The 24,228-nt window shown below is 59.6% G+C and carries 19 protein-coding genes; 12 read left to right on the top strand and 7 right to left on the bottom strand.

Annotation, left to right across the window (positions count from 1 at the left end):
• Positions 1–121: 121 nt before the first annotated feature.
• A complete protein-coding gene (fabV, locus tag LLY24_RS04995) occupies positions 122–1,333 on the bottom strand; it encodes an enoyl-ACP reductase FabV (RefSeq protein WP_259035183.1) in 1,212 nt (403 codons plus the stop codon).
• 221 nt (positions 1,334–1,554) lie between these two features.
• Here fabV and LLY24_RS04990 point away from each other — a divergent pair, with 221 nt between their 5' ends.
• A complete protein-coding gene (locus LLY24_RS04990) occupies positions 1,555–1,941 on the top strand; it encodes a DUF7079 family protein (protein WP_259035182.1) in 387 nt (128 codons plus the stop codon).
• 377 nt (positions 1,942–2,318) lie between these two features.
• Positions 2,319–3,530 carry an NnrS family protein gene (locus tag LLY24_RS04985; RefSeq protein WP_259035181.1) on the top strand — a complete coding sequence of 404 codons (1,212 nt, stop codon included), beginning with the start codon at positions 2,319–2,321 and terminating at the stop codon, positions 3,528–3,530.
• A gap of 209 nt (positions 3,531–3,739) precedes the next feature.
• On the opposite strand, the gene LLY24_RS04980 is transcribed toward LLY24_RS04985, so the two are convergent.
• Complete coding sequence (locus tag LLY24_RS04980) at positions 3,740–5,452, bottom strand: DEAD/DEAH box helicase (protein ID WP_259035180.1); 1,713 nt, start codon at positions 5,450–5,452, stop codon at positions 3,740–3,742.
• A 575-nt stretch (positions 5,453–6,027) separates the two neighbouring features.
• On the opposite strand from LLY24_RS04980, the gene LLY24_RS04975 reads away from it, so the two are divergent.
• Positions 6,028–6,504, top strand: a complete 477-nt coding sequence (locus LLY24_RS04975; RefSeq protein ID WP_259035179.1) for a PRC-barrel domain-containing protein — start codon at positions 6,028–6,030, stop codon at positions 6,502–6,504.
• 142 nt (positions 6,505–6,646) lie between these two features.
• Here the strand turns inward: LLY24_RS04975 and LLY24_RS04970 are convergent, their stop codons facing one another.
• Entirely contained in the window at positions 6,647–7,624 is a 978-nt protein-coding gene (locus LLY24_RS04970) for a glutathione S-transferase family protein (RefSeq protein WP_259035178.1), read from the bottom strand.
• Between the two features lie 93 nt (positions 7,625–7,717).
• Positions 7,718–8,641 carry a LysR family transcriptional regulator gene (locus tag LLY24_RS04965; RefSeq protein WP_259035177.1) on the bottom strand — a complete coding sequence of 308 codons (924 nt, stop codon included), beginning with the start codon at positions 8,639–8,641 and terminating at the stop codon, positions 7,718–7,720.
• Positions 8,642–8,985: 344 nt separating this feature from the next.
• Between LLY24_RS04965 and LLY24_RS04960 the strand changes: the two genes are divergently transcribed.
• Complete coding sequence (locus LLY24_RS04960) at positions 8,986–10,677, top strand: peptidoglycan DD-metalloendopeptidase family protein (RefSeq protein WP_259035176.1); 1,692 nt, start codon at positions 8,986–8,988, stop codon at positions 10,675–10,677.
• A 17-nt stretch (positions 10,678–10,694) separates the two neighbouring features.
• Here LLY24_RS04960 and LLY24_RS04955 read toward each other — a convergent pair whose 3' ends face one another.
• Positions 10,695–12,362 (bottom strand): L,D-transpeptidase family protein, encoded by a 1,668-nt coding sequence (locus tag LLY24_RS04955; RefSeq protein ID WP_259035175.1) that lies wholly within the window; start codon positions 12,360–12,362, stop codon positions 10,695–10,697.
• Positions 12,363–12,605: 243 nt separating this feature from the next.
• Between LLY24_RS04955 and LLY24_RS04950 the strand changes: the two genes are divergently transcribed.
• The 8 genes from LLY24_RS04950 (at position 12,606) to LLY24_RS04915 (ending at position 22,870) form a co-directional block, all read left to right on the top strand.
• Positions 12,606–13,343 carry a murein L,D-transpeptidase catalytic domain family protein gene (locus LLY24_RS04950; RefSeq protein ID WP_259035174.1) on the top strand — a complete coding sequence of 246 codons (738 nt, stop codon included), beginning with the start codon at positions 12,606–12,608 and terminating at the stop codon, positions 13,341–13,343.
• Between the two features lie 118 nt (positions 13,344–13,461).
• Entirely contained in the window at positions 13,462–14,478 is a 1,017-nt protein-coding gene (locus LLY24_RS04945; RefSeq protein WP_259035173.1) for a patatin-like phospholipase family protein, read from the top strand.
• Positions 14,479–14,816: 338 nt separating this feature from the next.
• Positions 14,817–16,169, top strand: a complete 1,353-nt coding sequence (locus LLY24_RS04940) for an MFS transporter (protein ID WP_259035172.1) — start codon at positions 14,817–14,819, stop codon at positions 16,167–16,169.
• 82 nt (positions 16,170–16,251) lie between these two features.
• Positions 16,252–17,532 (top strand): nitrate regulatory protein, encoded by a 1,281-nt coding sequence (locus tag LLY24_RS04935; protein WP_259035171.1) that lies wholly within the window; start codon positions 16,252–16,254, stop codon positions 17,530–17,532.
• 88 nt (positions 17,533–17,620) lie between these two features.
• Positions 17,621–18,613 carry an LLM class flavin-dependent oxidoreductase gene (locus tag LLY24_RS04930; protein WP_259035170.1) on the top strand — a complete coding sequence of 331 codons (993 nt, stop codon included), beginning with the start codon at positions 17,621–17,623 and terminating at the stop codon, positions 18,611–18,613.
• A 25-nt stretch (positions 18,614–18,638) separates the two neighbouring features.
• Positions 18,639–19,133 carry a GNAT family N-acetyltransferase gene (locus LLY24_RS04925; RefSeq protein ID WP_259035169.1) on the top strand — a complete coding sequence of 165 codons (495 nt, stop codon included), beginning with the start codon at positions 18,639–18,641 and terminating at the stop codon, positions 19,131–19,133.
• 171 nt (positions 19,134–19,304) lie between these two features.
• Positions 19,305–20,981: a methyl-accepting chemotaxis protein gene (locus LLY24_RS04920; protein WP_259035168.1), complete on the top strand. Its 1,677-nt coding sequence runs from the start codon at positions 19,305–19,307 to the stop codon at positions 20,979–20,981.
• 251 nt (positions 20,982–21,232) lie between these two features.
• Positions 21,233–22,870 (top strand): methyl-accepting chemotaxis protein, encoded by a 1,638-nt coding sequence (locus LLY24_RS04915; protein WP_259035167.1) that lies wholly within the window; start codon positions 21,233–21,235, stop codon positions 22,868–22,870.
• A gap of 18 nt (positions 22,871–22,888) precedes the next feature.
• Here the strand turns inward: LLY24_RS04915 and LLY24_RS04910 are convergent, their stop codons facing one another.
• Positions 22,889–23,464, bottom strand: a complete 576-nt coding sequence (locus LLY24_RS04910) for a DUF1415 domain-containing protein (protein ID WP_259035166.1) — start codon at positions 23,462–23,464, stop codon at positions 22,889–22,891.
• 76 nt (positions 23,465–23,540) lie between these two features.
• A complete protein-coding gene (locus LLY24_RS04905; protein WP_259035165.1) occupies positions 23,541–24,209 on the bottom strand; it encodes a GntR family transcriptional regulator in 669 nt (222 codons plus the stop codon).
• Positions 24,210–24,228: the final 19 nt, after the last annotated feature.

Genomic DNA, 24,228 nt, shown 5'->3' with positions numbered 1-24,228 from the left:
GCGAGCAAAACGCCAAAGCGCAAAGAATTCGTCAGCGCCGCCGTCCCTCCTCCTTAAACGACGACAGCCGGGCATAGGCCCGGCTGTCGTGTGAGTACGCACGTACTTAGGCGTATATCGCCTATAGCGAGACGACGTCGAACTCGACGACCGGATCGACTTCGGCATCGTAATCGACGTCGCTGCGCTCGAAGCCGAAGAGCTTGAGGAACTCGTGCTTATAGCCCGCGTAGTCGGTGATATCGAAGAGGTTGTCGCTGGTGACCTGCGGCCAGAGATCCTGACAGGCCTGTTGGATATCGTCGCGTAGCTCCCAGTCGTCCAGGCGCAGGCGGCGCTGATCGTCGGTGGGCATATTGCCCTTGACGCCCTCGGCCGAATAAAGCACCTCACCGAACAGGCGGTTGAGCTGATCGATGGTGCCTTCGTGCACGCCCTGCTCTTTCATGATGCGATAGACCATGGCGATGTAGAGCGGCATGACCGGGATCGCCGCGCTTGCTTGAGTGACTACCGACTTGAGCACGGCAACGTTGGCACTACCGCCGCTGGCCTTGAGCTCGGCGTCGATGGCGGCTGCAGCGCGGTCCAAGTCTTCCTTGGCCTTGCCAAGGGCGCCGTGCCAGTAAATCGGCCAGGTGATTTCGGTGCCGATGTAGCTGAAGGCTACGCTGCGCGCGCCCTTGGCCAGCACGCCCGCATCGGCCAGCGCACGCATCCACAATTCCCAATCTTCCCCGCCCATAACGGTCACGGTGTCATCGATCTCTTCCTGAGTGGCAGGCTCCACTTCGGCTTCGATGATGGTGTCCTTGTTGGTGTCGATGGCGGTAGCGCGATAGGTCTCGCCGATCGGCTTTAAGCTCGAGCGTTTGAGCTCGCCCGAGTCCGGCAGCTTACGCACCGGCGAGGCCAGCGAGTAGACCACCAGATCGACTTCGCCCATGTCCTGCTTGATCAGCTCGATGGCTTTTTCACGCGCTTCGTGGGAGAAGGCATCGCCATTGATCGACTTGCTATACAAGCCCTCGGCCTTGGCGAACTTGTCGAAGGCAGCGGAATTGTACCAACCCGCCGTGCCCGGCTTTTTCTCGGTGCCCGGCTTTTCGAAGAATACGCCCAGGGTATCGGCGCCGTAACCGAAGGCGGCGGTAATACGCGCGGCCAAGCCGTAGCCGCTGGAGGCGCCGATCACGAGCACCTTTTTCGGGCCTGCGCTCTTGTCGAGTCCGCGCGCACGCGTCGCCTCGATCTGCTCGCGAACGTTCTGCTCGCAGCCTACCGGGTGCGTCGTGGTGCAGATGAAGCCGCGTACCTTGGGTTTAATGATCACATCGAACCTCGTTGTCCATTCGTTTGAGTGCTGCGGTTAATCTATGAATTCAGGCTTAACCATCGGGCGGATAGCGCCCCAGTGGGGGCTATTCTAGCCCGCTATGGACGTCGTGTCCGCACTTGAGCTTCGCCCGCGTTCGCGGCAGGATACGCACCGAGCACATTTCTCTCCCACCCTTTCAAGCGCGCGCTTTTTTCAACGGCGCACCAGAGGCTTTCATGAACGCACAGCAGCTCGTCGATGAACGCGGAGACCTTTGGCTGGCCCTGGCCCCGCTATGGCTCGACCGTGAGCCCAGCGAGCGTGACTACGCGCGCATGGTCGAAGTCGCCCAGCAGCACGACATGACGCCCCATACGCTCGAGTGGGTCTTTCGTCTGGAGCTTGCCCCAGTGCTGGCGCGTCACAACCTCTCCATCGCCAGCGAGTGGCGCAAGTTCGACGACCTTCAATTGATGCGCCAGCTGGTGCGGCATAACCTGCGCTTGAAGGGCTGGCGGCGCAAGAGCTGGGCGCTCTTTTCCGGACTCACCACCATGATGGTACGCCACCGCTTGAACGAGCTGATCAACCGCCTGATGGTCGCCCGCGGCGAGCTTTCCTAAATAGAGCTGTTCCAACGAGCTATTCTCAACGAGCTTTTGCTCGGTTTTTATCCAATGCCATTGCCCACCGGGAGGTGACTACTTCCGTCAGTATATCGAGCCCTACTTCGGGGCTGAGGCGATGTGGTTGCGCACGTAGAACAAGCGTATCAATCCTCGTCTTGACAGAGCTCAATACTTGGCACGCCATTAAAGAGTATTTTATATACATCTTTTAAAGTGTACCTGCTGCGCGCCGAGCTGGCCGATATGCCAGAGGAAGCAGCGCTGTTTCAACAGTTGGCAGCGCATCAGGACGCAGAGGCGCGCTTGCAGACCCGAGATATCGCCCGGCTCGATATCTACTGATATCCAAGTAACTTAGCGGAGATTCTGTTATGCCGACCAGCCCTGACTCCCAACCTGCCGCCAAATTTACGCATTTACCGCTGCTGCGTCTGGCATTTCGACCTTTTTTTCTGATAGCGGCCCTGTTCAGTATTCTGTCCCTACTAGTTTGGCTGGCCTTTTGGCATGGCCACATTCTGTTGAGTCCGTACGGTGGGCTGGTGTTCTGGCACCAGCATGAAATGCTGTTTGGCTTTGCCGCAGCAGTAGTGGCGGGATTTCTGCTTACTGCGGTGCGTAACTGGACCGGGCTTGCGAGTTTAAGCGGCGGGCCGCTACTCGGCCTTGTGGTGTTATGGCTAGGAGGGCGGGTGCTGCTGGCGTTCCCCATGGGTTTGCCTAATTGGCTACTACTGGTGGTCGATGTTGCCTTTCTACCGGTGGTTGCCATAGTCATGGCGCGCCTGGTGATCACTGCAAAACGGTGGCGCAACCTGATTTTTGTGCCCACGCTGTTGCTGTTTGCCATAGCCAACCTAGCCATGCACGTAGGTGTCATAAATGGCGATGCGGTGCTGATCCTCCAGGCCGCCTACCTGGCAGTGCTATTGATCACGTTGGTGATGGTGGTTGTTGGCGGGCGGGTGGTTGCCATGTTTACCGCTAATCGGCTCGGGCTTATCAAGGCTGAGCCGGTTTTCGTACTTGAGGTCGTAACGCTAGCAAGCACCGCGGGCGCTGCGCTATTGCAGCTTGCCATCATGCTAGGGGCCGACGTTCCGAATTTGTTGATGGGGGGCGTACTGCTGCTGGCGGCATTGGCCAATGTCGTGCGCATGGCGCGCTGGGGCGGTGTTCATAGCTTTCGGGAACCTTTATTGTGGGGGCTGCACGCCAGTTACGCCTGCATTCCCCTAGGGCTTGTCCTGTGGGTCTTGGCACTCATGGAGCAGGTACGTGTCGACATTGCCGTACATGCCCTGACCATTGGGGGGATGGGGACCATAATGCTGGCCATGATGGCCAGGGTGTCGTTGGGTCACACCGCTCGGCCTATTCGTACCCTACCCGGGGTTGGCGGGGCGCTGGGTGTAATGCTGATCGCCGCCTTGATACGCTCGCCGGTGCTGGCGTTGTTTCCTCAGGTCACCCATTGGATTTATACGCTGAGCATCGTTTTCTGGTGCGCGGCCTATGCCATATTCCTGGTGCACTACACTTGGCCGTTGATGCAAGCGCGCGTCGATGGGCAAGATGGCTAAAGGCCTTGGTCGCTTTGAGCCCATTCTGAAGAAAGCATTTGACAAGCTGATGCCAAGAGATCGGCCGCTGTCCCCTTCGAATCAATAAAAGGCCTGAGCCCCGTGCAATACAGGACTCAGGCCTTGGACGCCGAATGAATAGACCTTCCAATTATTGGGGTCAATTCAAAGTGCGGTTTTTTGACGCAGCCTTGCGCTAACGCTGAGGCTTAGGCGCGTTCGCGGCGGCGGACCGGCGCGTCGCCATCTTCACGGCGGCGGCGCGGTGCGCGCTCGGGCGCACGGTCTTCGCTGATCTCGAGCTGACGGCCGGCAACGCGGGCGCGTGCCATCTTCGCCAGAATGGTCGAGGGCAGACCGCTAGGCAGTTCGACGACCGAGAAGGCATTGCGGATATCGATACGGCCGATACGCGCCCCTTCGATACCGCCTTCGTTGGCCAGCGCGCCAACCAGTTGGCCTGGCTTGACGCCGTCTTTGTGGCCTACGGAGACGCGGTAGCGAGTCATACCTTCGCTCGGGCCACGCTCACGACGCGGGGCGCGGCTGCCACCAGCACCAGCATCGCGCTCGCGCGGGTTGCGCTCTTTGCGCGGCGCTTGCAGGCGGCCGATAGGCGCTTCGTCGGCGCGAGCCAGCGCGGCAAAGGCGCAGGCGAGCTCGACGGAATCGTGCCCCTCTTCGACCAAACGCTCGACCAGCGCGCGCTGCTCTTCGGCACCTTTAGTGAGCGAGGCTACGACGCGCTGATGGAAAACGCCATCGCGATGGGCACGAATGGCGGCTTCGTCGGGCAGCGCCATTTCGCTCATTTTCTGACCGGTAGCCTGTTCGAGCCAGCCGATCTTACGCCCTTCACGGAAACCGGCGAAGGTGATGGCCACGCCGCTGCGGCCCGCACGGCCGGTACGCCCGATGCGGTGGGTGTAGGCTTCGGAGTCCTGGGGCAGATCGTAGTTGATGACGTGGGTGATACGCGGCACATCGAGGCCGCGCGCGGCGACGTCGGTGGCGATCAGCACGTCGACCTTGCCACGCTTCAGGCGCGTGATGGTACGCTCGCGCAGGCTCTGATCGAGATCACCCGAGAGGCCAGCGGCGTTGACGCCACGGGCGGTCAGCTGCTCGACCAGCGTGGTGCAGGCCGCGCGGGTGCGAACGAAGACGATAGCGGCATCGACCGGCTCGACTTCGAGGATGCGCGACAGCGCTTCGAGCTTGGCACCGCCATCGACGCGCACTAGGCGCTGCTCGATGTTCTCACCAGTCGTCGTGCGCGACTCGATGGAGACCTTGACCGGATCCACCAGATAGCGGTTGACGATGCGCTCGATTTCCGGCGGCAGTGTGGCCGAGAAGAACACACGCTGGGCGTCTTTCGGGGTATCGGCGACAACGCGTTTGACGTCGTCGATGAAGCCCATGCGCAGCATTTCGTCGGCTTCGTCCAACACCAGAGCGTTCAGGCCGCTGAGATTGAGACTACCGCGGTCGAGGTGGTCGATCACCCGACCCGGCGTACCGACGACGACCTGAGCGCCGCGCTTGAGTGCGCCCAGCTGCTCACGGTACTCCTGGCCGCCGCACAGCGTAGCGACTTCCAGGCCCTGCATGTTCTGGCCGTATTTGGTGAACGATACGGCAACCTGTTGCGCCAACTCGCGGGTGGGTGCCAGCACCAACACCTGAGCTTCGCGGCGCGTGATATCCAGACGCGACAGCAGCGGCAGAGCGAACGCCGCCGTCTTACCGGTACCGGTCTGGGCTTGGCCGAGCATGTCGCGGCCTTCGAGCAGCGCAGGAATGGTCTGCGCCTGAATGGGAGAGGGGGTTTCGTATCCCTGTGCTTCAACGGCAGAGAGAACAGCAGGCAACAAAGCCAGATCGCCGAAGCTCGGCGAGGCGACAGAAGTCGAGGTCATTAATCACACCTTGGTAAGCCGACAGAAGCGGCAAGAAACATCGTGAGCATCTCTGACTCTCTCATCGAAGCAGCGTGTTCGACGCCATAAGGGTCGAAATGTTATCGGTGCTCGATGTAGAACATGGGGTTTCGAGTCGGAGATGCCGGTCGCACCTAGCATAATTCGGCAAGTGCCCTGCACTTACCGCTGTGGCGACCTTACTGCGCCGATTCTGCCCGTAGGGCAAAATGCTTAAGAGCGCGCCATCATTCACAGCAAGGAGTACCATCGTTGGCCGGGTACTCGCGAAGGCCTTGCCTTGAGCAAGTGCCAATCGTTGTGATGGAGGGGTCAACACATGCGAGGAGCGCGCATCCTATCATCGCCTTTGGTCGATGACCAGCACTTTCGGCGCTTCCGTTCAGGCTCGCCCACTCCCCTCAAACGCCATCCAAGCTGTACCACCTTAACTACCATTGTTGATTTTGGTTAAAGTTGGTCTAACCTCAATAGGGTGGATGCCATTGATGGCACTGATTCAATTGGGATGAATTCAGTCGGGACGAATTCAATTGGAACTAAGGAGTGACGCCATGCATAAGACACTACTCACTACCGCCATTGGTACCGCCATCCTGGGCCTCGCCATGAACGCGCAGGCGCAAACCGAGCCTCAAGGCATGTACTCCGCCGATGACATCCTCGATGCCAAGGTCTACTTCGTAGGCGGCTCGGGCGACGAAATTGGTGAAGTCGACGACATTCTCTTCGATGAAGAGATGCGCATCACTGCACTGGTCGTCGAAAGCGGCACGACGCTGGGCCTAGGTGGCCGCGAAATCGTGGTCGATACCGATCACTTCAGCCTCGAAACGCATAATGAAACCGATGGCGACGTCGAACATCGCATCATGCTAACCGCCACACCCGAAGAGGTTGAGCAGTTCCCCGCCTACGACCGCGACTGGTGGGAGCAAACCAAAGCCAATGCCCAAGATGCCTGGAACACTACGCGTGATGGTGCCGAAAGCGCCTGGCAGCGTACCCGTGCTGCTGTCGAGGGTAACTAATTTATTATCTTAGGTATGGATTAAATACGACTTAAGCACGATCAGCCGTACCAACCATGATCAAAGAGCCGCAAGGATGCGGCTCTTTTTGTGTCTGCTCTCTCTGCCATAGATCGAGCATTACTCCCCCTCGATCCGCGCTTCAACGCCGGCGAATACCCTGCCCGGGCAGACGCTCGCGGTCGTGCGCGCGGCTGAAATCCAGCAGTGGCCCGGTCGGCACGATACGCGTTGGGTTGATCGTATCGTGGCTGTAATAGTAGTGGCGCTTGATATGGTCCATGTTCACCGTCTCGGCGATGCCTGGCCACTGATAGAGCTCGCGTAAGTAGTTGGCTAAATTCGGGTAGTCCTCGATACGCCGGAAGTTGCATTTGAAGTGGCCGTAGTAGACGGCATCGAAGCGCACGAGCGTGGTAAAAAGTCGAATATCGGCCTCGGTGAGCCACTCACCGGCAAGGTAGCGCTGTCGATCCAGGCGCTTTTCCAAACGGTCGAGCGCTTCGAACAGCGCATGGACGTGCTTCTCGTAAACCCTCTGCTCGGTGGCAAAGCCGGTCTTGTAGACGCCGTTATTGACGTTATCGTAGACATCGGCGTTGACCTCATCGATGACCGCTCGCAGATCGTCGGGGTAAAAATCCAAGTCGTTGCCCGTCAGCCCATCGAAAACCTGGTTGAACATCCGCACCAGATCGGCCGATTCGTTATTGACGATGGCACGACGCTCTTTGTCCCACAGCACCGGTACCGTGACGCGCCCTGTATAGTGCGGATCATTGAGCGTATAGAGCTCGTAGTGGTAGGCCACCCCATTGATAGGGTCGCCGCTCGACCCTTCGTCCTGACGGTAGGTCCAGCCTTTATCGAGCATCAGAGGGCTTACGTGGGAAACGCCGATCAGCGACTCCAACCCTTTGAGCTTGCGCATGATCAGCGCGCGGTGCGCCCAGGGGCAGGCAAGTGCAACATAAAGGTGGTAACGATCCGGCTCGGCGGGATAGGCACTGCCTTCGCCCACCCAATCGCGCAACTGCGCCGATTCGCGCACGAACTCACCGCCGTGTTTTTTGGTGTCGTACCACTGATCCTGCCATTGACCATCGACCAACAGTCCCATGAGGCCTCCCTTAGCGAAATGATTCAGCAAAGCAGGCCTTGCCTGCATGAATCTTTAGCTTAAGGCGACTTTATGCGAGCTCAAGCAAATGTTTTAGCGTGCTGGGTTCGATGCCATCGAATCAACTTGAGAGCAGCTATGCATCACGGCATGCGTGAGGGCCTCGGCCAGAGCATGGGCGGCGGGGCCTGCGCGATCACGGTCGCGGAAGATCAGCTGTAAAGGCACTTCGCGGACGCCCCCTGCGGCTAGCGGCAAAGGTTTGAGCGTGCCGCTTTCGAGCTCTTCCTGAATGCGCGTTTCGGGCATCCAGGCGAATCCCAACCCGCGCTTGAGCATATCCAGCGAGGTGTTCAGATGGCTGACCGTCCAGCGCTGTTCGGCCTTGAGCCACCCGGCATTCAGGGCGTGGCGCTGAGCCGAGTCGCGCACCACGAGCTGTCGATACTGAGCCAGGTCACGCAGATCGAGCGTGCGCTCGAGCTGGTGTAATGGATGAGAAGGATGTGCCACGGCAATGAAGCGTACTGTGACCAGCGGCTCACCGAGAAAACCCTGCGCTTCGATACCCGTGACCACGAGATCGGCGCGGCCATCATAGAGCATCTCCGTGCCGCCATTGAGCACGCTTTCGTGAAGCTGAACGCGCACCTGGGGGTAGAGCGACGAAAACGCCTGGAGCGCGCTGGCCTGAGCATCGGCGGGAAAGATCTGATCGATGGCGAGCACCACTTCGGCCTCGAGCCCTTCGGCCAAGCGGTTGGCGACGTCCTCAAGCGACAACGCGTTCTCGATAAGCTGCCGCGCACGGCGCAGCAAAAGCTCCCCCGCCTCGGTCAAGCGCACTTGACGCCCGACCGGCTCCAGTACTTTGACCCCCAACTGCTCCTCTAGCTTATGAACGGCATGATTGAGCGTCGAGGGGCTCTTGTGTACGGCCTCGGCCGCCCGGGCGAAGCCGCCATGATCGACCACGGCCGCCAACATCTGCCACTGTGCGAGGGTTACCCGAGACATTTCGATTTCCTCGATCCATAAGGGAGGGTGATGGCTCTAATCTTCGAAAAAAACCTAACAAAAAGCCAGTGGGGAAATAAACGCACCTTGTTTTTGTTCGCTAGCGCCTTGATCTAGATCTAGTTAGCAAACATTCAGTCAGTAAACGCCCCGACTATGGCGTAATGTTTTGTTAACGAACAGCGTTCTATTCTAGCTTCGTGTAACGTAAGTGCGCGGTACAGAGCAAAAGTCTATTTCGTGTATGGGCATACAGTCTATGCACCCCCTCCTGCATGGGGTATGGTTCACGGGTTTATTCATTTTCGGTTACTTTTACCACGAACTTGGCGGCCCATTTACCCATGTTGCGAATTCTCCATTCGCTGCCCCGCACGCATAAATTGTTACTTTTACCGGTGGCCACTATGGTCACGGTGCTGGGCACACAAAAATTACTTACAACGTATCAAGGCATCACTCAACCCTCTACACCTCTGGAAAGCGTGCTCGTTCCGCTTCCCAACGACTCCGCTCCCGGCGTACCGACGCTAAGCCAGGAGCGCACCCCCGTTGCCGACGCCATTGGCCGGGCATCGCGCGCGCTGGATGCAACGCGCGAACACATTCCCCTCAAGGACCTTCAAGCAACCGAGATCGTCGATCTTGATGTGATCGCCACGGCCGAAGCCGACATGACCGACATCCCGGACACGGCTCTTGCCGGGCCCGGCATCGTGCTCAACGACGGCGCTCTGCACATGGCTATCGTGATGGGCACGATCGCTAACGGTATGCTCGATGCGCCAACCCAGCAAGAGGAGGGCGTCGTCGTTGCTGATGCCACCTCTTACGAGGACTACGGCATCGAACTCTTCGATGACACCTCTTTCCTCGATCTGGAGCTCGCTGCCGAAGAAGCCTTTGTCCCCCATTGGGAGACGCATCTGGTCGAATCGGGCGAGACCTTTGCCGTACTGGCGCAAAACAAGCTTGGGCTTGGCTATAGCGAAGCGCTTGCCCTGCTGGCGGACCTTCCCGATGAGCGTCTGCTCACCAACTGGCGCGCAGGGCAAAGCTTCGACTACCAGCTCGACCAGCAGGGTCGCCTGCTTTCACTGCGAATGATGCGTAACGCCCGCGAGGGCGTGATGGTCGAGCGCCAAGAGGGTGACTTCAACGTCACTGGCATCGAGCGTGAGGGCGAACCCGTTCAGCGCCTCTACGCCGGTACCGTTAGCGGTAGTTTTGCCCGCTCGGCTCAGGCCACGGGTCTGGACAGCGGTTCGGTAACGGCGCTGACGCGTTTACTCGAAAAGAAACTCGATTTCAGGCGTGATAGCCGCCGCGGCGATCAGTTCCAGGTGCTAGTCGAGTCCGACATGATCGACGGCGAAACGCTGGATTCACGCGTATTGGCGGTCAATTATGCCGGTGAGCGCATGAACCTCACCATCGTACACAATGCCACCGACGACAATTTCTATACGCCAGACGGCCACAGCCTCGATCCTGCTTTCGCGCGCTACCCCTTTGAAGGCAGCTATCGCATGAGTTCGCCGTTCAATCCGCGTCGTCTACACCCGGTCACCGGAAGGGTCAGCCCGCATAACGGCACCGATTTTGCCATGCCGATCGGCACGGCGGTCATTGCCCCGGCCAATGGCCGCGTCGAGCGGGTGGCAAATCACCCCGCCGCCGGACGCTATGTGGTGATTCGTCACGATAACGGCTATCGCACTCGCTACCTGCACCTTTCGCGCGCCCTAGTCGAGCGTGGAGATCGCATCGAAATGGGGCAACGTATTGCGCTTTCTGGCAACACCGGCCGCAGTACCGGACCTCACCTTCACTACGAGGTCATCGTCAATAACTCACCTACCGACGCCATGAAAGTCGAGCTGCCTGAAAACAGGAGCCTAAGTGGGGATACCTTGGTCGCCTTCCAGCGCCAAGCGGAGCCGTTGATTGCCGCTCTGGAGAGCGGCGAATCCGGCATCGTCAACGTTGCCTCCTACCAGCAGGGCGCCTCGCAGCAGGAGCAGATTGCCGACTAATGTCGTGTATTGGCCGCCTACAGGGCGGCCAATACACGTGCATCGCGCTGGTAGATATCCTGACGAAACTCCACCTCCCCTCGGGCATTGGGCCACGCGGTCAAATAGTGCAACGCCACCGGAATCCGATTGGGCAAATTGACGCGCTGATCACTCCCCCCGCTTAGCAGAGAACTCATACGGTAGCGACTGCCGCTATCTTCGAGCAGCATCTGCGCAAGCTCGGCAATTCCTTCTACACGCACGCAGCCGGAACTCAACGCACGCTGGTCGCGCTGAAAGAGCCCTCGCGCCGGGGTATCGTGCAAATAGATCATGTCGTTGTTGGGAAAACGCACCACCACGCGGCCTAGCGGGTTACTCGCTCCCGCCCCCTGACGCAGCATCACCCCACCCGGACGCTGCCAATCCACCTCGTCGGCAGCGACTCGCTCGCCGATCATGTTCACCACTTCGATATCGTGCTGGGCTAGATAGTCGGCATCCTGACGGATGCGAGGAAGCATATCCTCACGCAGAATGGTGGGTGGCACCGTCCAACTCGGGTTGATGGTCAAATGGCTAACCGAAGAGTGGATGATCGGCGTCTCGCGCCGAGGCGAGCCGACCACCACGCGTGCGTTCCACTCCTCACCGCTGGGCCGCACGTAGTGCAGGCGATACCCGGCAATGTCGACCCAGAGCCTTGCGCCACGATCATCCGCCGGGCGCAGCCAGCGTGCGCGCTCGAGGTTGACCCGCAGCTGATCGGCACGGGCGGCGGGAGTGGCGTTGAGCGCGCGACGCGTCTGCTCTCCTACCACGCCGTCGGCCTGAAGCAGGTTGCGCCGTTGGAAGCGCTGCACTGAAGCGGCAAGTTCGCTATCGAAGCGGGTCGATACCTCGGCGCGGGCGTCGATCAGCGGATAGACGCTGCTGTCGGCGGCCACGCTTTCGTGCTCGCCCCAAAGCGCCAGGCGGCGCCTCAAGGTGGCAATCGCGGGGCCCTCGTCGCCTTGGCGCAGCGACGCCTCACCTGCAGGCAGATACGCTATATGAGAAGCGTCGAGCTGGCGATATCGCGCCAGCGCCTCACGAAGCGCTTGGTATTCGACCCCGCTCGGGCGGGCAGCATCGAGCGCCGCCTCGATATCGCCGCGCTCGACGGCATGCGCAATCTGCACCATCGAGTAGCGACGTTCGGGGCGTGGCGCGTCCCAGCCCGCTTCTACCTGCCGCGGGTCGAGCTTGCCGCGATTGAGGTGCTCGAGCGCCAGAAGCAACGCCTCAGACGCTTCGACATCGAAGGCCGCTTGAGTTGATGCTCCAGCGCTCTGGCTAGCGGTGAGGCGCTCGCGCCAGGTGCCCGCGCGGTAAGCAGCAGGATCGAGCCCATCGTCGCGCAGCGTCTCCAATGCCTGATCCAACAGCGCTACCCGCGCCTCACTCTGCCAAGCCGGTTGGCCATGAAGGCGCTGGTAAAATGAGGCGACTGGCAGAGATGTGCCTTGGATGGTCGAAAGCCGTGATGCCAAGGCGCGCTCTACTGCGGTATCGTGATGGGCGTTATGCGCGACACTGGCATTTTCTTGGGTTCCACGTTCCATATCGGCCGCGGCTAGCGTGATAAGTGGTGCCCCTTGCGTTACCGCCAGCGCCAGGGCCGCACATATCGCCCATTGTCGTAGTGGTTGCGTCTCGTTCATGGCGCCCTCCTTGGGTTATGATGCCTTGCGCTGTTTTTTACCTGGCTTTTTTTTAACTGGCTTTTTTGCACTTCGCTTTACGTTAGCCACGCTATGTCGTCGCAGCCCAGCGCCTCTACGTGACGTCTTTTACTTCAGCATAGCGTGTTCCCGGCTAGCTAGGGTTCGTTGGCGTTTTAATGTTGCCGAACGTTACTGATTAACTTTTATATAACAGTATCTTATATAACAGGCTCTTACATCATGCTTTCACGCTTTATCGGCGCAGGTGTCACCTGTGCGCTTTGGCTTTGGCTTTGGCTTGCGCTCACTCCGCTCACCGCTCACGCCTCCAGCTTTTTCGCCCAGATGCATGTCGCGCCGCCCGCCGGGGTGTCGCCGCTTTACCAACAACTGCGTCAGCTCGCCCCTTCGGCCTCGCCCGAGGCACTGCGCCTGGCCGCGCAGGCCATGAGCTGCGCCGACCCCTACGCCGAGCGATTGGCGGTAATCGACTACTCGCTGCCCTCCAGCGAGCCGCGGCTCTGGGTTTTCGATCTGCACCGCCACGCTCTATTGTTCGAAGAGCTCGTCTCTCATGGCCAGGGCTCCGGCGACGCGCTCGCCGACAGCTTCTCTAATACGCCAGAGAGCCACCAGTCGAGCCTGGGGCTATTTCGCACCATGAACAGCTACTATGGCCGTAACGGCTACTCTCTGCGCCTGGAAGGACTCGAACCCGAAGTCAACGATCTCGCTTATCAGCGCGCCATCGTTATTCACGGCGCCGACTATGTCAGTGATGCTTTCATCGCTAAAACCGGACGCCTCGGCCGCAGCCACGGCTGCCCTGCCGTGCGTGAAGCGGTCACCTATCCGCTGATCGATAGTCTCAAAGAGGATCAGTACGTATTCGCCTACTACCCCGATGCCGAGTGGTTGGCGAGTTCGGCTTTCTTGCACTGCCCCAATGCCGCTGCCACGCAACTCGCCAGCCGCTAGCCAATAGACGTATCGAATATCGCTTCACGCTTTATCTTTGCTGCACTGCAAAACACCTCGCGCCCCTGCTGCCTAGCTGCCATGCTGAACCGAGCAGACAAATGGAGGAGAGCCGAGAATGGCGGACGTCAAAAAACTCGACCTTGCGCTTCAGGGCGGCGGCGCCCACGGTGCTTATACATGGGGCATCATCGATCGTTTACTGGAAGACGATCGCATCGAACTCGAAGGTATCAGCGGCACAAGCGCCGGCGCGATGAACGGCGTCATCATGGCCGACGCCCTCACCCGTGGCGATAAAGAGACCGCCCGCCAAGCGCTGCACGACTTCTGGCGCGCGGTGAGCCACGCCGCCATGGCGAGCCCCGTGCGCCGCTCGCCCCTAGACGTGCTCACCGGCAACTGGAGCCTCGATTATTCGCCCGGCTACGTCGCCCTGGACATGCTCAGCCGCCTAGTATCGCCCTATCAGTTCAACCCCCTCAACCTCAATCCGCTCAAGGAGATCGTCGATAACCACGTCGATTTCGAACGCGTGCGGCGCTGTCAGCGGCTCAAGCTATTCGTCGCCGCCACCAACGTACGCAGTGGCAAGCAGCGGGTCTTTCGCCGCGAAGAGATGAGCGTCGAAGCGGTCATGGCCTCGGCCTGCTTGCCGTTCATGTTTCAAGCCGTGGAGATCGACGGCGAGGCCTATTGGGATGGCGGTTACATGGGCAATCCCGCGCTCTTTCCACTGATGGAGGAGTGTAGCGCCCGCGACATTTTGCTGGTACAGATCAACCCCGTTAGCCGTGAAGAACTACCCACCACGGCGCCAGCGATCATGAACCGGCTCAATGAGATCACCTTCAACTCCTCGCTAATAAAAGAGATACGCATGATCGCGCTACTCAAGCGCGCGCTCGAACAAGAGGGCATTGACAACTGCTACCAGCGTGCGCTGTTCCACCGTATCAGCGGCGAGCAGGCGCTGGAGACGCTTTCGGTGTCGAGCAAGATGAACGCCGAATGGCCCTTTCTCACCCACCTTTTCGATCTGGGCCGCACTTCGGCCGAGCGCTGGCTCGAGGAGAACTTCGACGCCCTCGGCGAGCGCTCAACGCTGGATATCGATACCGTCTATAGCGGTTAGGTCTTTTCGAAGCTGCGCTGCACCAAAAAATGGCGGCTCGGCGCTTTCAGCCCTTAGCGGCTCGCGCTCTGGTGCAAGCAGTCTGGAAAAAGATGATAGACATTCTCGACAACTATCATTAACCAACTGAAATAAAAAATCTTTATTCCTAATGGCGAAAGCTTTGCTTGGTGAGCTGGGCACCCTGCACCGCAGGGGCACACTAGGCGTGGACCAGGCCCCATGGGTACGAGTGCGTCGAACCTGACCTTCAAAGGCGAAGGACACGTTCATGTCGATACCTCGCGTCGTAGACGCTGCGTATCGATCAACGCGCTTATGACTCCGTGAGGCTCATGATGAACATTCGCAACAAAGCGTCCCGCATCCGGCTGCTCGATTTTTCCACGCCGCAAATGCGCGCCTTCCACTTCTCTTGGTTCGCCTTTCACGTCTGCTTTTTTGGCTGGTTCGGCATCGCTCCGCTCATGGCCATCGTGCGTGAAGATCTCGCCCTAACCCAAACGCAAATCGGTAATACCATCATCGCCTCGGTGGCCATCACCGTCATCGTCAGACTGCTCATTGGCCTGCTTTGCGACCGCCTGGGGCCACGCAAGACCTATACAGGGCTTTTGCTTTTAGGGTCGCTGCCGGTCATGAGCATTGGCTTTGCCGACAGCTTCGAAAGTTTCTTGCTCGCGCGCTTGGCCATCGGCGCCATCGGCGCCTCTTTCGTGATTACCCAGTACCACACGACGATGATGTTCGCGCCCAACGTGGTGGGCACCGCCAATGCCACCAGCGCGGGGTGGGGTAATCTCGGCGGCGGCACCACACAAATGCTGATGCCGCTAATCCTATCAGGGCTTTTGATGCTCGGCGTGAGCGAAACGCTTGGCTGGCGCCTGGCCATGGTGGTGCCCGGTATCGTCATGTTCGCAACCGGCATTGGCTATTGGCTGTTTACCCAAGACGCCCCCGACGGTAATTTCAGCGACCTGCGCGCGCGCGGCGAACTCCCGGAGGCCAAGGGTGAACACGGTGCGGCAACGAGCTTTCTGGCGGCGGCCAAGGATATTCGCGTATGGGCACTGTTCGTGGTCTACGGGCTCTGCTTTGGCGTCGAGCTGACCATCAACAACATAGCCGCCATCTACTTTTTCGATCACTTCGACCTGACCCTGGCAACGGCAGGGCTCATCGCCGGTCTTTTTGGGCTAATGAACATCTTCGCCCGCACCTTGGGCGGCGTCTTTTCCGATCTTTTTGCCCGTCAGGCTGGGCTCAAAGGCCGCGTGCGCTGGCTCTTCATTGCCTTGGTGTGCGAAGGGATCGCGCTGGTGGCTTTCTCGCAAATGCACGTGCTGAGTCTCGCCATCGGCATCATGCTGGTGTTCAGCCTGTTCGTGCAGATGGCCGAAGGCGCTACCTTCGGCGTCGTCCCCTTCATCAACAAGAAAGCCTTGGGCGCGGTGGCCGGTATCGTCGGTGCCGGGGGCAACGTGGGGGCCGTATCGGCAGCCTTTCTGTTTCGCAGTGAAAACCTGAGCTATCAGCAGGGGCTTTTCTACCTGGGGCTCTGCGTGCTGGTGCTCGCCAGCTGTGTTCTAGTGGTACGCTTTAGCGAAGAAGTAGAGGCCGAAGAAGCCGATGCCTACGCCAAAGCCGCCAACCGTGAGGCGGCGACGGGTACATTGTCACTGCGCTGATCTGGCACAGCGCAGGTATCAACGCTTGCACGCCTTGCTCTGCAATTGCAGGGTAAGGCGTTTTTGCTAGGGGGAGTCCATCATGTCGTCAGCGCAGCAGCTGCTGTTGACCGCCATTCGATCCGAGATCGAGCACTTCACGCACCTCGCCATGGCGAGCGCCATCGTCGGTGACATTAGCCGCTTCATTCATCGGCTACAGCGCGAGCGCGGCGCTTCGACCATCTATCTAGCCTCTCGTGGTCAGCGCTTTGCCGAGCGCCGCACGCGTTATCTCGCCGATAGCCGCGAGGCCGAAGCGATCATGCGCGAGCGGTTGGAGGCCTTGAGCGCCGAGGCGCGCCCCCAGGCATCGCCGCGACTCCTTCATCGTATCGCCGCGCTGTGGTTTGCCCTGGACGAACTGCCTGCGCTGCGCACGGCGGTCGAGGGCTTTGCCATCAAGCCCGACGCTGCTACCCAAGCCTTCAACCAGCTGATCAGCGGGCTCTTGGCGGTGGTGTTCGATGCAGCCGACAGTTCGGCCGATCCCGAGATCACTCGCACCCTGGTCGCTATCTTTCACCTCATGCAGGGCAAGGAGCTCGCGGGCCAGGAGCGCGCCTGCGGCGCCTATGGGTTTACCCAAGGCCATTTCGATGCCACGCACCGCGCACTACACAAACGCCTGATCATCGATCAGCAGCGCTGCCTGGATACCTTTCTCGAGTTCGCCCCCAGCGAGACCCAGGACGAGTGGCACAATGCCCTGCCCGCTGCGTGTTATCGCGATATCGAAGCGCTACGCGCGCTCGCGGGGCGAACGGATCCATCGGCGCCCCTTTCGGGTGAGCGTCAGAACGAGACGCGCGACGTTTGGTACGCGCTGACCACCCAGCGTATCGACGCCCTAAAAACCCTCGAAGACGGCTTGACCGCACAACTCACCGCCCTTTGCCATCGTAAGATCGAGCGCGCCCAAGCGTCGCTCGAACACGCACGCAAGACGCCCCGCCGCACGCCAAACGCGCCCTGCGCGCAGCTACTGGGGATTAGCGATACCCAAACGCCGCTGGGGGAGCTGACCGAGAGCATGCTGACATCTAACCTCGGTCGCTCCCTGGTGGAGCTTACCCAGGCTCAGGCGAGCCGCCTGCAAAACTTGAGTGACGAGCTCGAAAATACCCGCAAGGCACTGCGCGAGCGCAAACTGGTCGAGCGTGCCAAAGGCGTGATCATGGCGCACCAGCAGATGAGCGAAGAGCAGGCCTACCGCTTTTTGCGCAAAACCTCGATGGATCAAAGCCGCAGCATGGCCGATATGGCGCAGTCGATTCTCGATCTTTCCACCATGCTCACGCCCAAGGGCGGCGGGCTTACGTAAGAGTGTTGTGAGCGGGGCGACCCTTGCAAATCCTAACCATCGGCCGCATAACCTTGGATCTCGCTCAATTCGACCGATGAGGTGATGCATGAGCCCGCTCGCGTCCACTGCCCTATCCGTTCTCGACCTTGCCCCGATTCGCCAGGGCGGAAGCGTTGCTGAAACCTTCCAGCACAGTGTCGAACTCGCCCAACGCACCGAAGCGCTGGGCTACCGGCGCTACTGGCTTGCCGAACACCACAATATCGAAGGCATCGCCAGTGCGGCGACCGCGGTGCTGATTGGCCACTTGGCAGGCCAAACCTCGACCATCCGCCTAGGCTCTGGCGGCATCATGTTGCCCAACCATCCTCCGCTGGTGATCGCCGAGCAGTTCGGCACGCTGGAGACGCTCTACCCAGGGCGCATCGATCTGGGTCTTGGCCGTGCGCCCGGCTCGGACGGCGCGACCATGCAGGCCATGCGTCGCCACCCCCATGCCGGGGCCGAGGACTTTCCCGAGATGCTGGCGGAGCTACGCCGCTATCTCGCCGACGCCGAACCTGGCCAGCGCGTCAAGGCCGTGCCTGGTCAAGGCACCCAGGTGCCCATCTGGCTTTTAGGGTCGAGCGGCTACAGTGCCCAGCTTGCCGCCAAACTGGGTCTGCCTTTTGCTTTCGCTGCCCAGTTCGCGCCTGGGTATCTGTTCGAAGCGCTGCATCTCTATCGCAGCCAGTTCAAACCGTCGGCGCACTTGGACAAGCCCTACGCCATGGTCGGGCTGCCGGTGATGGCCGCCGAGTCCGATGACATGGCCCACTACCTCGCGACCACGGCACAGCAGAAATTCCTCAATTTGATTCGCGGCCGCCCCACGCTTTCCCAACCCCCGGTCGACAGCTTGGATTGGACACCGATGGAGCGCAGCCAGGTGAGTCAGTTCCTTGGCGCAGCGATCATCGGTGGTCCCGACACCGTCAAAGCGGAGCTCGAAGCTTTCCAAGCCCGAACCGAAGCCGACGAGTTGATGATCAATAGCGACTTCTTCGACCATCAGGCGCGTCTGCGAAGCTACGAAATCGTTGCCGATATCGCGCGATAACCCTCTCCCAGCATAAGGAAACGCCATGTCGGCCATTACCTTGACGCCTATGACACGCGACGATTTCAACGCCTTCTGGCCTACGTTTCAGGCGATCGTTGCCGCTAAAGAAACTTACGCCATCGACCCTGAGATCGATGTTGACGCGGCCTATACGCTCTGGTGCCAAATGCCCGCCTTCACCTTCGCCGCCAAGAATGCAAGCGGCCAGATACTAGGGTCCTACTATCTGAAAGCCAACGCTCAAGGCCCCGGCCGCCACGTCAGCAACTGCGGCTACATGGTCAGCGACAAGGCCCGTGGCCAGGGTGTGGCGCGCACCATGTGTGAGCACTCGCAAACCATAGCGCGAGAAGCAGGCTTTTTAGCCATGCAGTTCAACGCCGTGGTCAGCACCAACGAGGTGGCCGTCGCGCTATGGCAGCGCTTAGGGTTTACCATCGTGGGCACCGTGCCCCAGGCATTCGATCACCCGTCGCAGGGGCTGGTCGATATTCATGTGATGCATAAGGCGCTCTAACGTGTTTCCTCACAAATGACGTCACAGCACCTGCCCCTGTTTTTTCATCAATAACTTAACTCTTTTCTTGCCGTGCCGATAAGTAACAGGCGCCTCACGTTCTACGACGTGGGGCGCTTTTTTTGCGCATTGCGCGTTGCTCCCTACTACCTCATTCGAGGACACGACACTATGAAGAACCTTCCTGTGAAATATGCCCTGGCCAGCGCCCTTGGGCTGCTGGTGGCGATGCTGATCATCGCCACGCTGCTTGGGATGAAGGCCGAACATGCGGCCGTTCACAGCCTGAACCAGCTCGACGAGGTAGCCGCACGCCAAGTGATCTATATCAACCGCGTAGAAGTCAATCTAATGGAGGTGCGAGTTCGGCTGGCTCGCTACCAAGAGTACATTCAGCGCGGCGAAGACGCGCTCGCCGAGTCGACCCTGAACACTGCCCGAGCGGCGCTCGAACGAGCGGACACACGTATGGGTGAATTTGACGCCATCGAGATCGATCCAAGTTCGCCGCGTGCAACGCTTGCCGATACGCTGGTTGGCGAGTATGCGCGTTTGATGAATAGTGCGCTGCGTGACGATCTTGCCCAGGGTAACTTTGCAGCACTCATTGGCCACCGTGAACGCCTCAATCAAACGTTCGACACCTTTACCGACAGCGTGCGCAGCTTCAATGGCTACGCGCAGGCGTTTGCTCAAGAGACGGCTTCTCAGGCGCAGCGCACCAGCCAGCGGGATACCTATATCGGCGGCGGCTTGATTGCACTGGCGCTGGTACTCTTCGCGCTGGTAATGCTGGTCATCAACCGCATCATCGTCACACCGCTGCAAAACGTCGTGGCGTTGTGCGAACGCATCGCACAAGGGGATTTGACCAGCCAGGTGGCGCTGCGTGGACGTAACGAGATTGGACGATTGTTCAGCGCCATGCGTGAGATGCAAACACAGCTGCAGCAGATGATCGCAACGCTTGGCCAAAGCAGCAGTGCCGTGGCGTCGAGCTCGGAGCAGATCGCCAGCGGCAGCCAAGATCTCGCCTCACGTACCGAGCAGCAGGCAGCAGCGCTTCAACAAACCGCCGCCAGCATGGACGAAATCTCCTCCATCGTGCGTCAAAATGCCGAGACGGCGGGCCAGGCCGAACAGCTAACGGTCGATGCTGCCCATAAGGCCGAAGTGGGCCAAAGCGAATCCGAGCGTTCGAGCCAACTGATGCACGAGCTAGAAGCAACGTCGCACAAGGTCCACGATATCGTTCAGGTGATCGACGCCATCGCTTTCCAGACCAATATTCTCGCCTTGAACGCCTCGGTCGAGGCAGCACGGGCGGGCGAACATGGGCGGGGCTTTGCCGTCGTTGCCAGCGAAGTGCGCTCACTGGCGACCAAGACGTCCAACTCGTCCAAAGAGATTCGTACGCTGATCGAAGACATCGCCGGGCGCATTGCCCAAGGCGCGCAGCAGGCAGTACGTAATGGCGAAAGCATGGGTGAAATCAATACCGCCATTCGCCGTATCACCGACATGATGCAGGAACTCGCCATGGCGGCAAAAGAGCAGGAGGCGGGTATCGCTCAGGTCAGTACGGCCATCGCACAGATGGACTCCACCACCCAGGAAAACGTATCGCTGGTAGAAGAGACCAGCACCGCCTCGGCGGCCCTGGAGGAGGAGGCTGCCCGACTGGCCGAACTGGTCAGCGCCTTCAAGCTGCACGAGGGCGCCTTACCGCAAGCCCTATCCCATAGCGTACACTCGCGCTCACTTACCCACTCAACGAAGCGCGAAAAACCAACGACGCTGCCCTCACACTCGCTCGCTACCAGCGAGCCCGAGTGGGAGGCGTTCTAACCTTCGAAAGAATTTTTGAGGGCGGCGGCAGCTGCCCTTTTTTTAAGATCGGTTAGCCTTTGCTTGTTTTACCAATCGGTCAATGATTGCACTGGCTCAAACTCTCCAATTCTAACCAAGGAAAAAAACGAGCATTCGTTCATAAAAGGCCAAAAGGCAAAGCAGCTCACCAAAACGAAAACAATTATTAAAAAATATAGTTAAGTGTCTGATCATGCACTCTTGCATCGATCCTTTTGGATGAGCTTCCCATGCAAAACCTTTCTCTCAAAACGCTGCTGTCAGCCGCGTTGATCACACTGCTGATCATGATCATTTTACTTGGCACGATGAGTATACGCAGTGAGCTGGAATCGGTGAAAAAACTCGACGAGCTCAATACCATCAGTGCCCTCCAAGCCAACGACGCCAACCGACTAAAGACGCACCTGATGGAAGTTCGGCTACGCTTGGCCCGGATGCTGCTGCACGATATGAGCGGCAATGCCGAACGCGCAACGCAAGCGTTGGAGCAAGCCCGCGACAATCTGGCAGCAGCCGATCAGTTGGTTGCGAATCTGATCGCCGTCGACATGGCGCCACAATCGCAACGCCGAACGATGACCGATGCCATCGCAACGGCCTATCAAGAGGTCATGACGCCCGCGCTACGCCAAAGCATGGCCGAAGGCGACTACCAAGCGCTCGATGCCCAGCGCGACATACTCAACCAAAGCTTCATCACGTTCAGCGAGGCAGTCGACCAGTTCAGCACCTATGCCTTGGCACGCGGTCAGGAGTTGATCGAAGGCGAGCGGGAAGATAGCCACATGGCCATGCTACTCGTTGGCGGCTTACTGGCGCTGGGGCTACTGCTTTACATCGCCGTTCATCTGCTCGTCAGCCGCGGGGTGGTCGCGCCGCTCAAGCAGGCAGGCCAGCTATGCGAAGCCATCGCCAAAGGCGATCTGACGAGAACGATTGAAGCTCGCGGCAATAACGAAATCGGTAAGCTCTACGTTGCGCTAGGCAATATGCAAATGCATCTGGAGAAGATCATCGATACGCTAAGCCAAAGCGGTGAAGCCGTGGCGGCCAGCTCGAAGCAGATTGCCAGCGGTAGCCAAGATTTGGCTTCACGCACCGAGCAACAAGCCGCTGCGTTGCAACAAACCGCAGCTAGCATGGACGAGATCTCTTCATTGGTACGCCAAAATGCCGAGACGGCCGCCGAGGCCGAACGCCTGACTCAGGAAGCCGCTGGCAAGGTCGCGCGCGGCCAGGAGACGTCGGCGCGCACCACGGAGCTCATGAACGAGCTCGAAGCGACCTCTCATCGCGTGCACGACATCGTTCAGGTGATCGATACCATCGCCTTTCAGACCAATATTCTTGCCCTGAACGCCTCGGTCGAAGCAGCGCGCGCTGGCGAGCACGGCCGAGGCTTTGCCGTGGTCGCCAGCGAGGTTCGTTCATTGGCCACCAAGACCTCGACCTCTTCCAAAGAGATCCGCTCGATGATCGAGGACATTGCCGGGCGCATTGCCGAAGGCGCCAAGCAGACAAGCCGCAGCCGTCAGGAGATGGAGGCCATCAATGCCGCCATCTATCAAGTCAATGACATGATGCAAGCACTGGCCCTGGCGGCCAAGGAGCAGGACTCAGGCGTGAGCCAAGTCAGCACCGCCGTGGCCCAGATGGATAGCGCCACTCAGGAAAACGTCTCGCTCGTCGAGGAGACCAGCACCGCCTCGGCATCGCTCGAGGGCGAGGCCGAGCGCCTGGCGAATCTGGTCAAGACCTTCACGCTCAAAACGAGTGGCACGGGCCTACGCCACAATGTATCTCGCGCCACTTCGCTCCCTGCGCCCCAGCGCACTGCTAGCGAACCCGAATGGGAAGCGTTCTAAGCAGCGCAAGAAACTCGCTCAAGCACGCTCATCGAGTGCGGCTTGAAGAAAACGCTCGGCCTTCTGGGCGCCCATCGCGTCCAGGTAGGTCATGTTGCGCTCGGGAATTTGCTGGGTATCGCCATACGCCTCTATGGCGCGCTCGACGCTCGCTTCGCGCAGTACGTGCACCATGGCGTAGGGCGAGCGGTTGCTGTAGTTGGCGGCGTCATCGACCTCGGCGCCCTCGAAGCAGTAGTCGGGGTGAAACGTCGCCAACTGATAGACACCTTCGTAGCCCAGCGTCACCATCAGACTTTCGGCCAGCTCAATATAGTCGAGGTAGGCATCGAAGCTTCTAAACAGAGTGGGAAAAACGAGCAGCGACGTTTCGGTATCGGGGTGAGCGTCCAGCCATTGGAGCTCGGCGACTAGCTCATCGAGCGCCACGTCGAGCTTCTTTGACCGCACGACGCTGACCCGAATCGTCTCACGTTCGAGTTCGCGTCGGGCGAAGGGGCAAATCTGATGGTCGACGATGAAGTGCTTAACCCAGTGAAGGGTTTGGACGGTGATGTCACGATCATCGAGGTGGGAGGCGCTATTGTCGGGCATGGGCGTCCTGGCTGGCGTTATCGAAGCGCGCAGTGTAGTCGTTTCATGAAGGGGTCTGAAAGGGTTTGAAAATATTTCACGCCGAGCGTTGGAAACGCTTCAACGCCAACTCGAAAGAGATGGTGACGTGCGCCTCTATCAACCTGCGTGCGGCCACGGTATCGCGCGCTAGTGCCAAGCTGACCAACTGCTGGTGCTGCTCGTCCAGCTCCTCGCGCACGCTTGCCAGCGTCGCCCCTAGGCGCCGGTAGCGATCGAATTGGTCGTGCAATTGCTCGATGAAACGTAAAAGCCACTGTGAACCACAAGGGGCTACCAGGGTACGGTGAAACTGCGTATGCAGCCGCTCCCACTCTTCGCCGCGCTCGGTGCTGGCATCGGCGCGCTTCAGGCGGTGGGCAGCGGCTAGTAACTCGGCTTCCCAGTCGGCGTCGCCCTGCTCGATGGCCTGCTCAAGGGCCATGCCTTCAAGTTCGAGACGCAGCCGGGTAATATCTTCGAGCTCCTCCCGGCGTAGCGCAGGCACCCGAAACCCGCGCTGGTTCTCCTGAACCAACAAGCCATAGGCCGCCAGCCGGTTCAAGGCTTCCCGAAGCGGACTCAAGCCCACTTGGTACCGCTCGCGTAGGGCATTGATGGCGAGCTTCTCACCCGCGGCAAAGTGACCAGAAAGTAGCTCTTTACGCAGTATGGCGTAGATGCGACTAGAGCCCGTCTCGGGAGACTCCTGGGTACGTGCTGTCATACAGACTCCTTTCCTGACC

The organism is Halomonas dongshanensis (genome assembly GCF_024790395.1).
GTDB lineage: Bacteria > Pseudomonadota > Gammaproteobacteria > Pseudomonadales > Halomonadaceae > Vreelandella > Vreelandella dongshanensis.
Note: the sequence above shows the minus strand (reverse complement) of the source record. Positions and strands in the feature narration are given on the sequence as shown.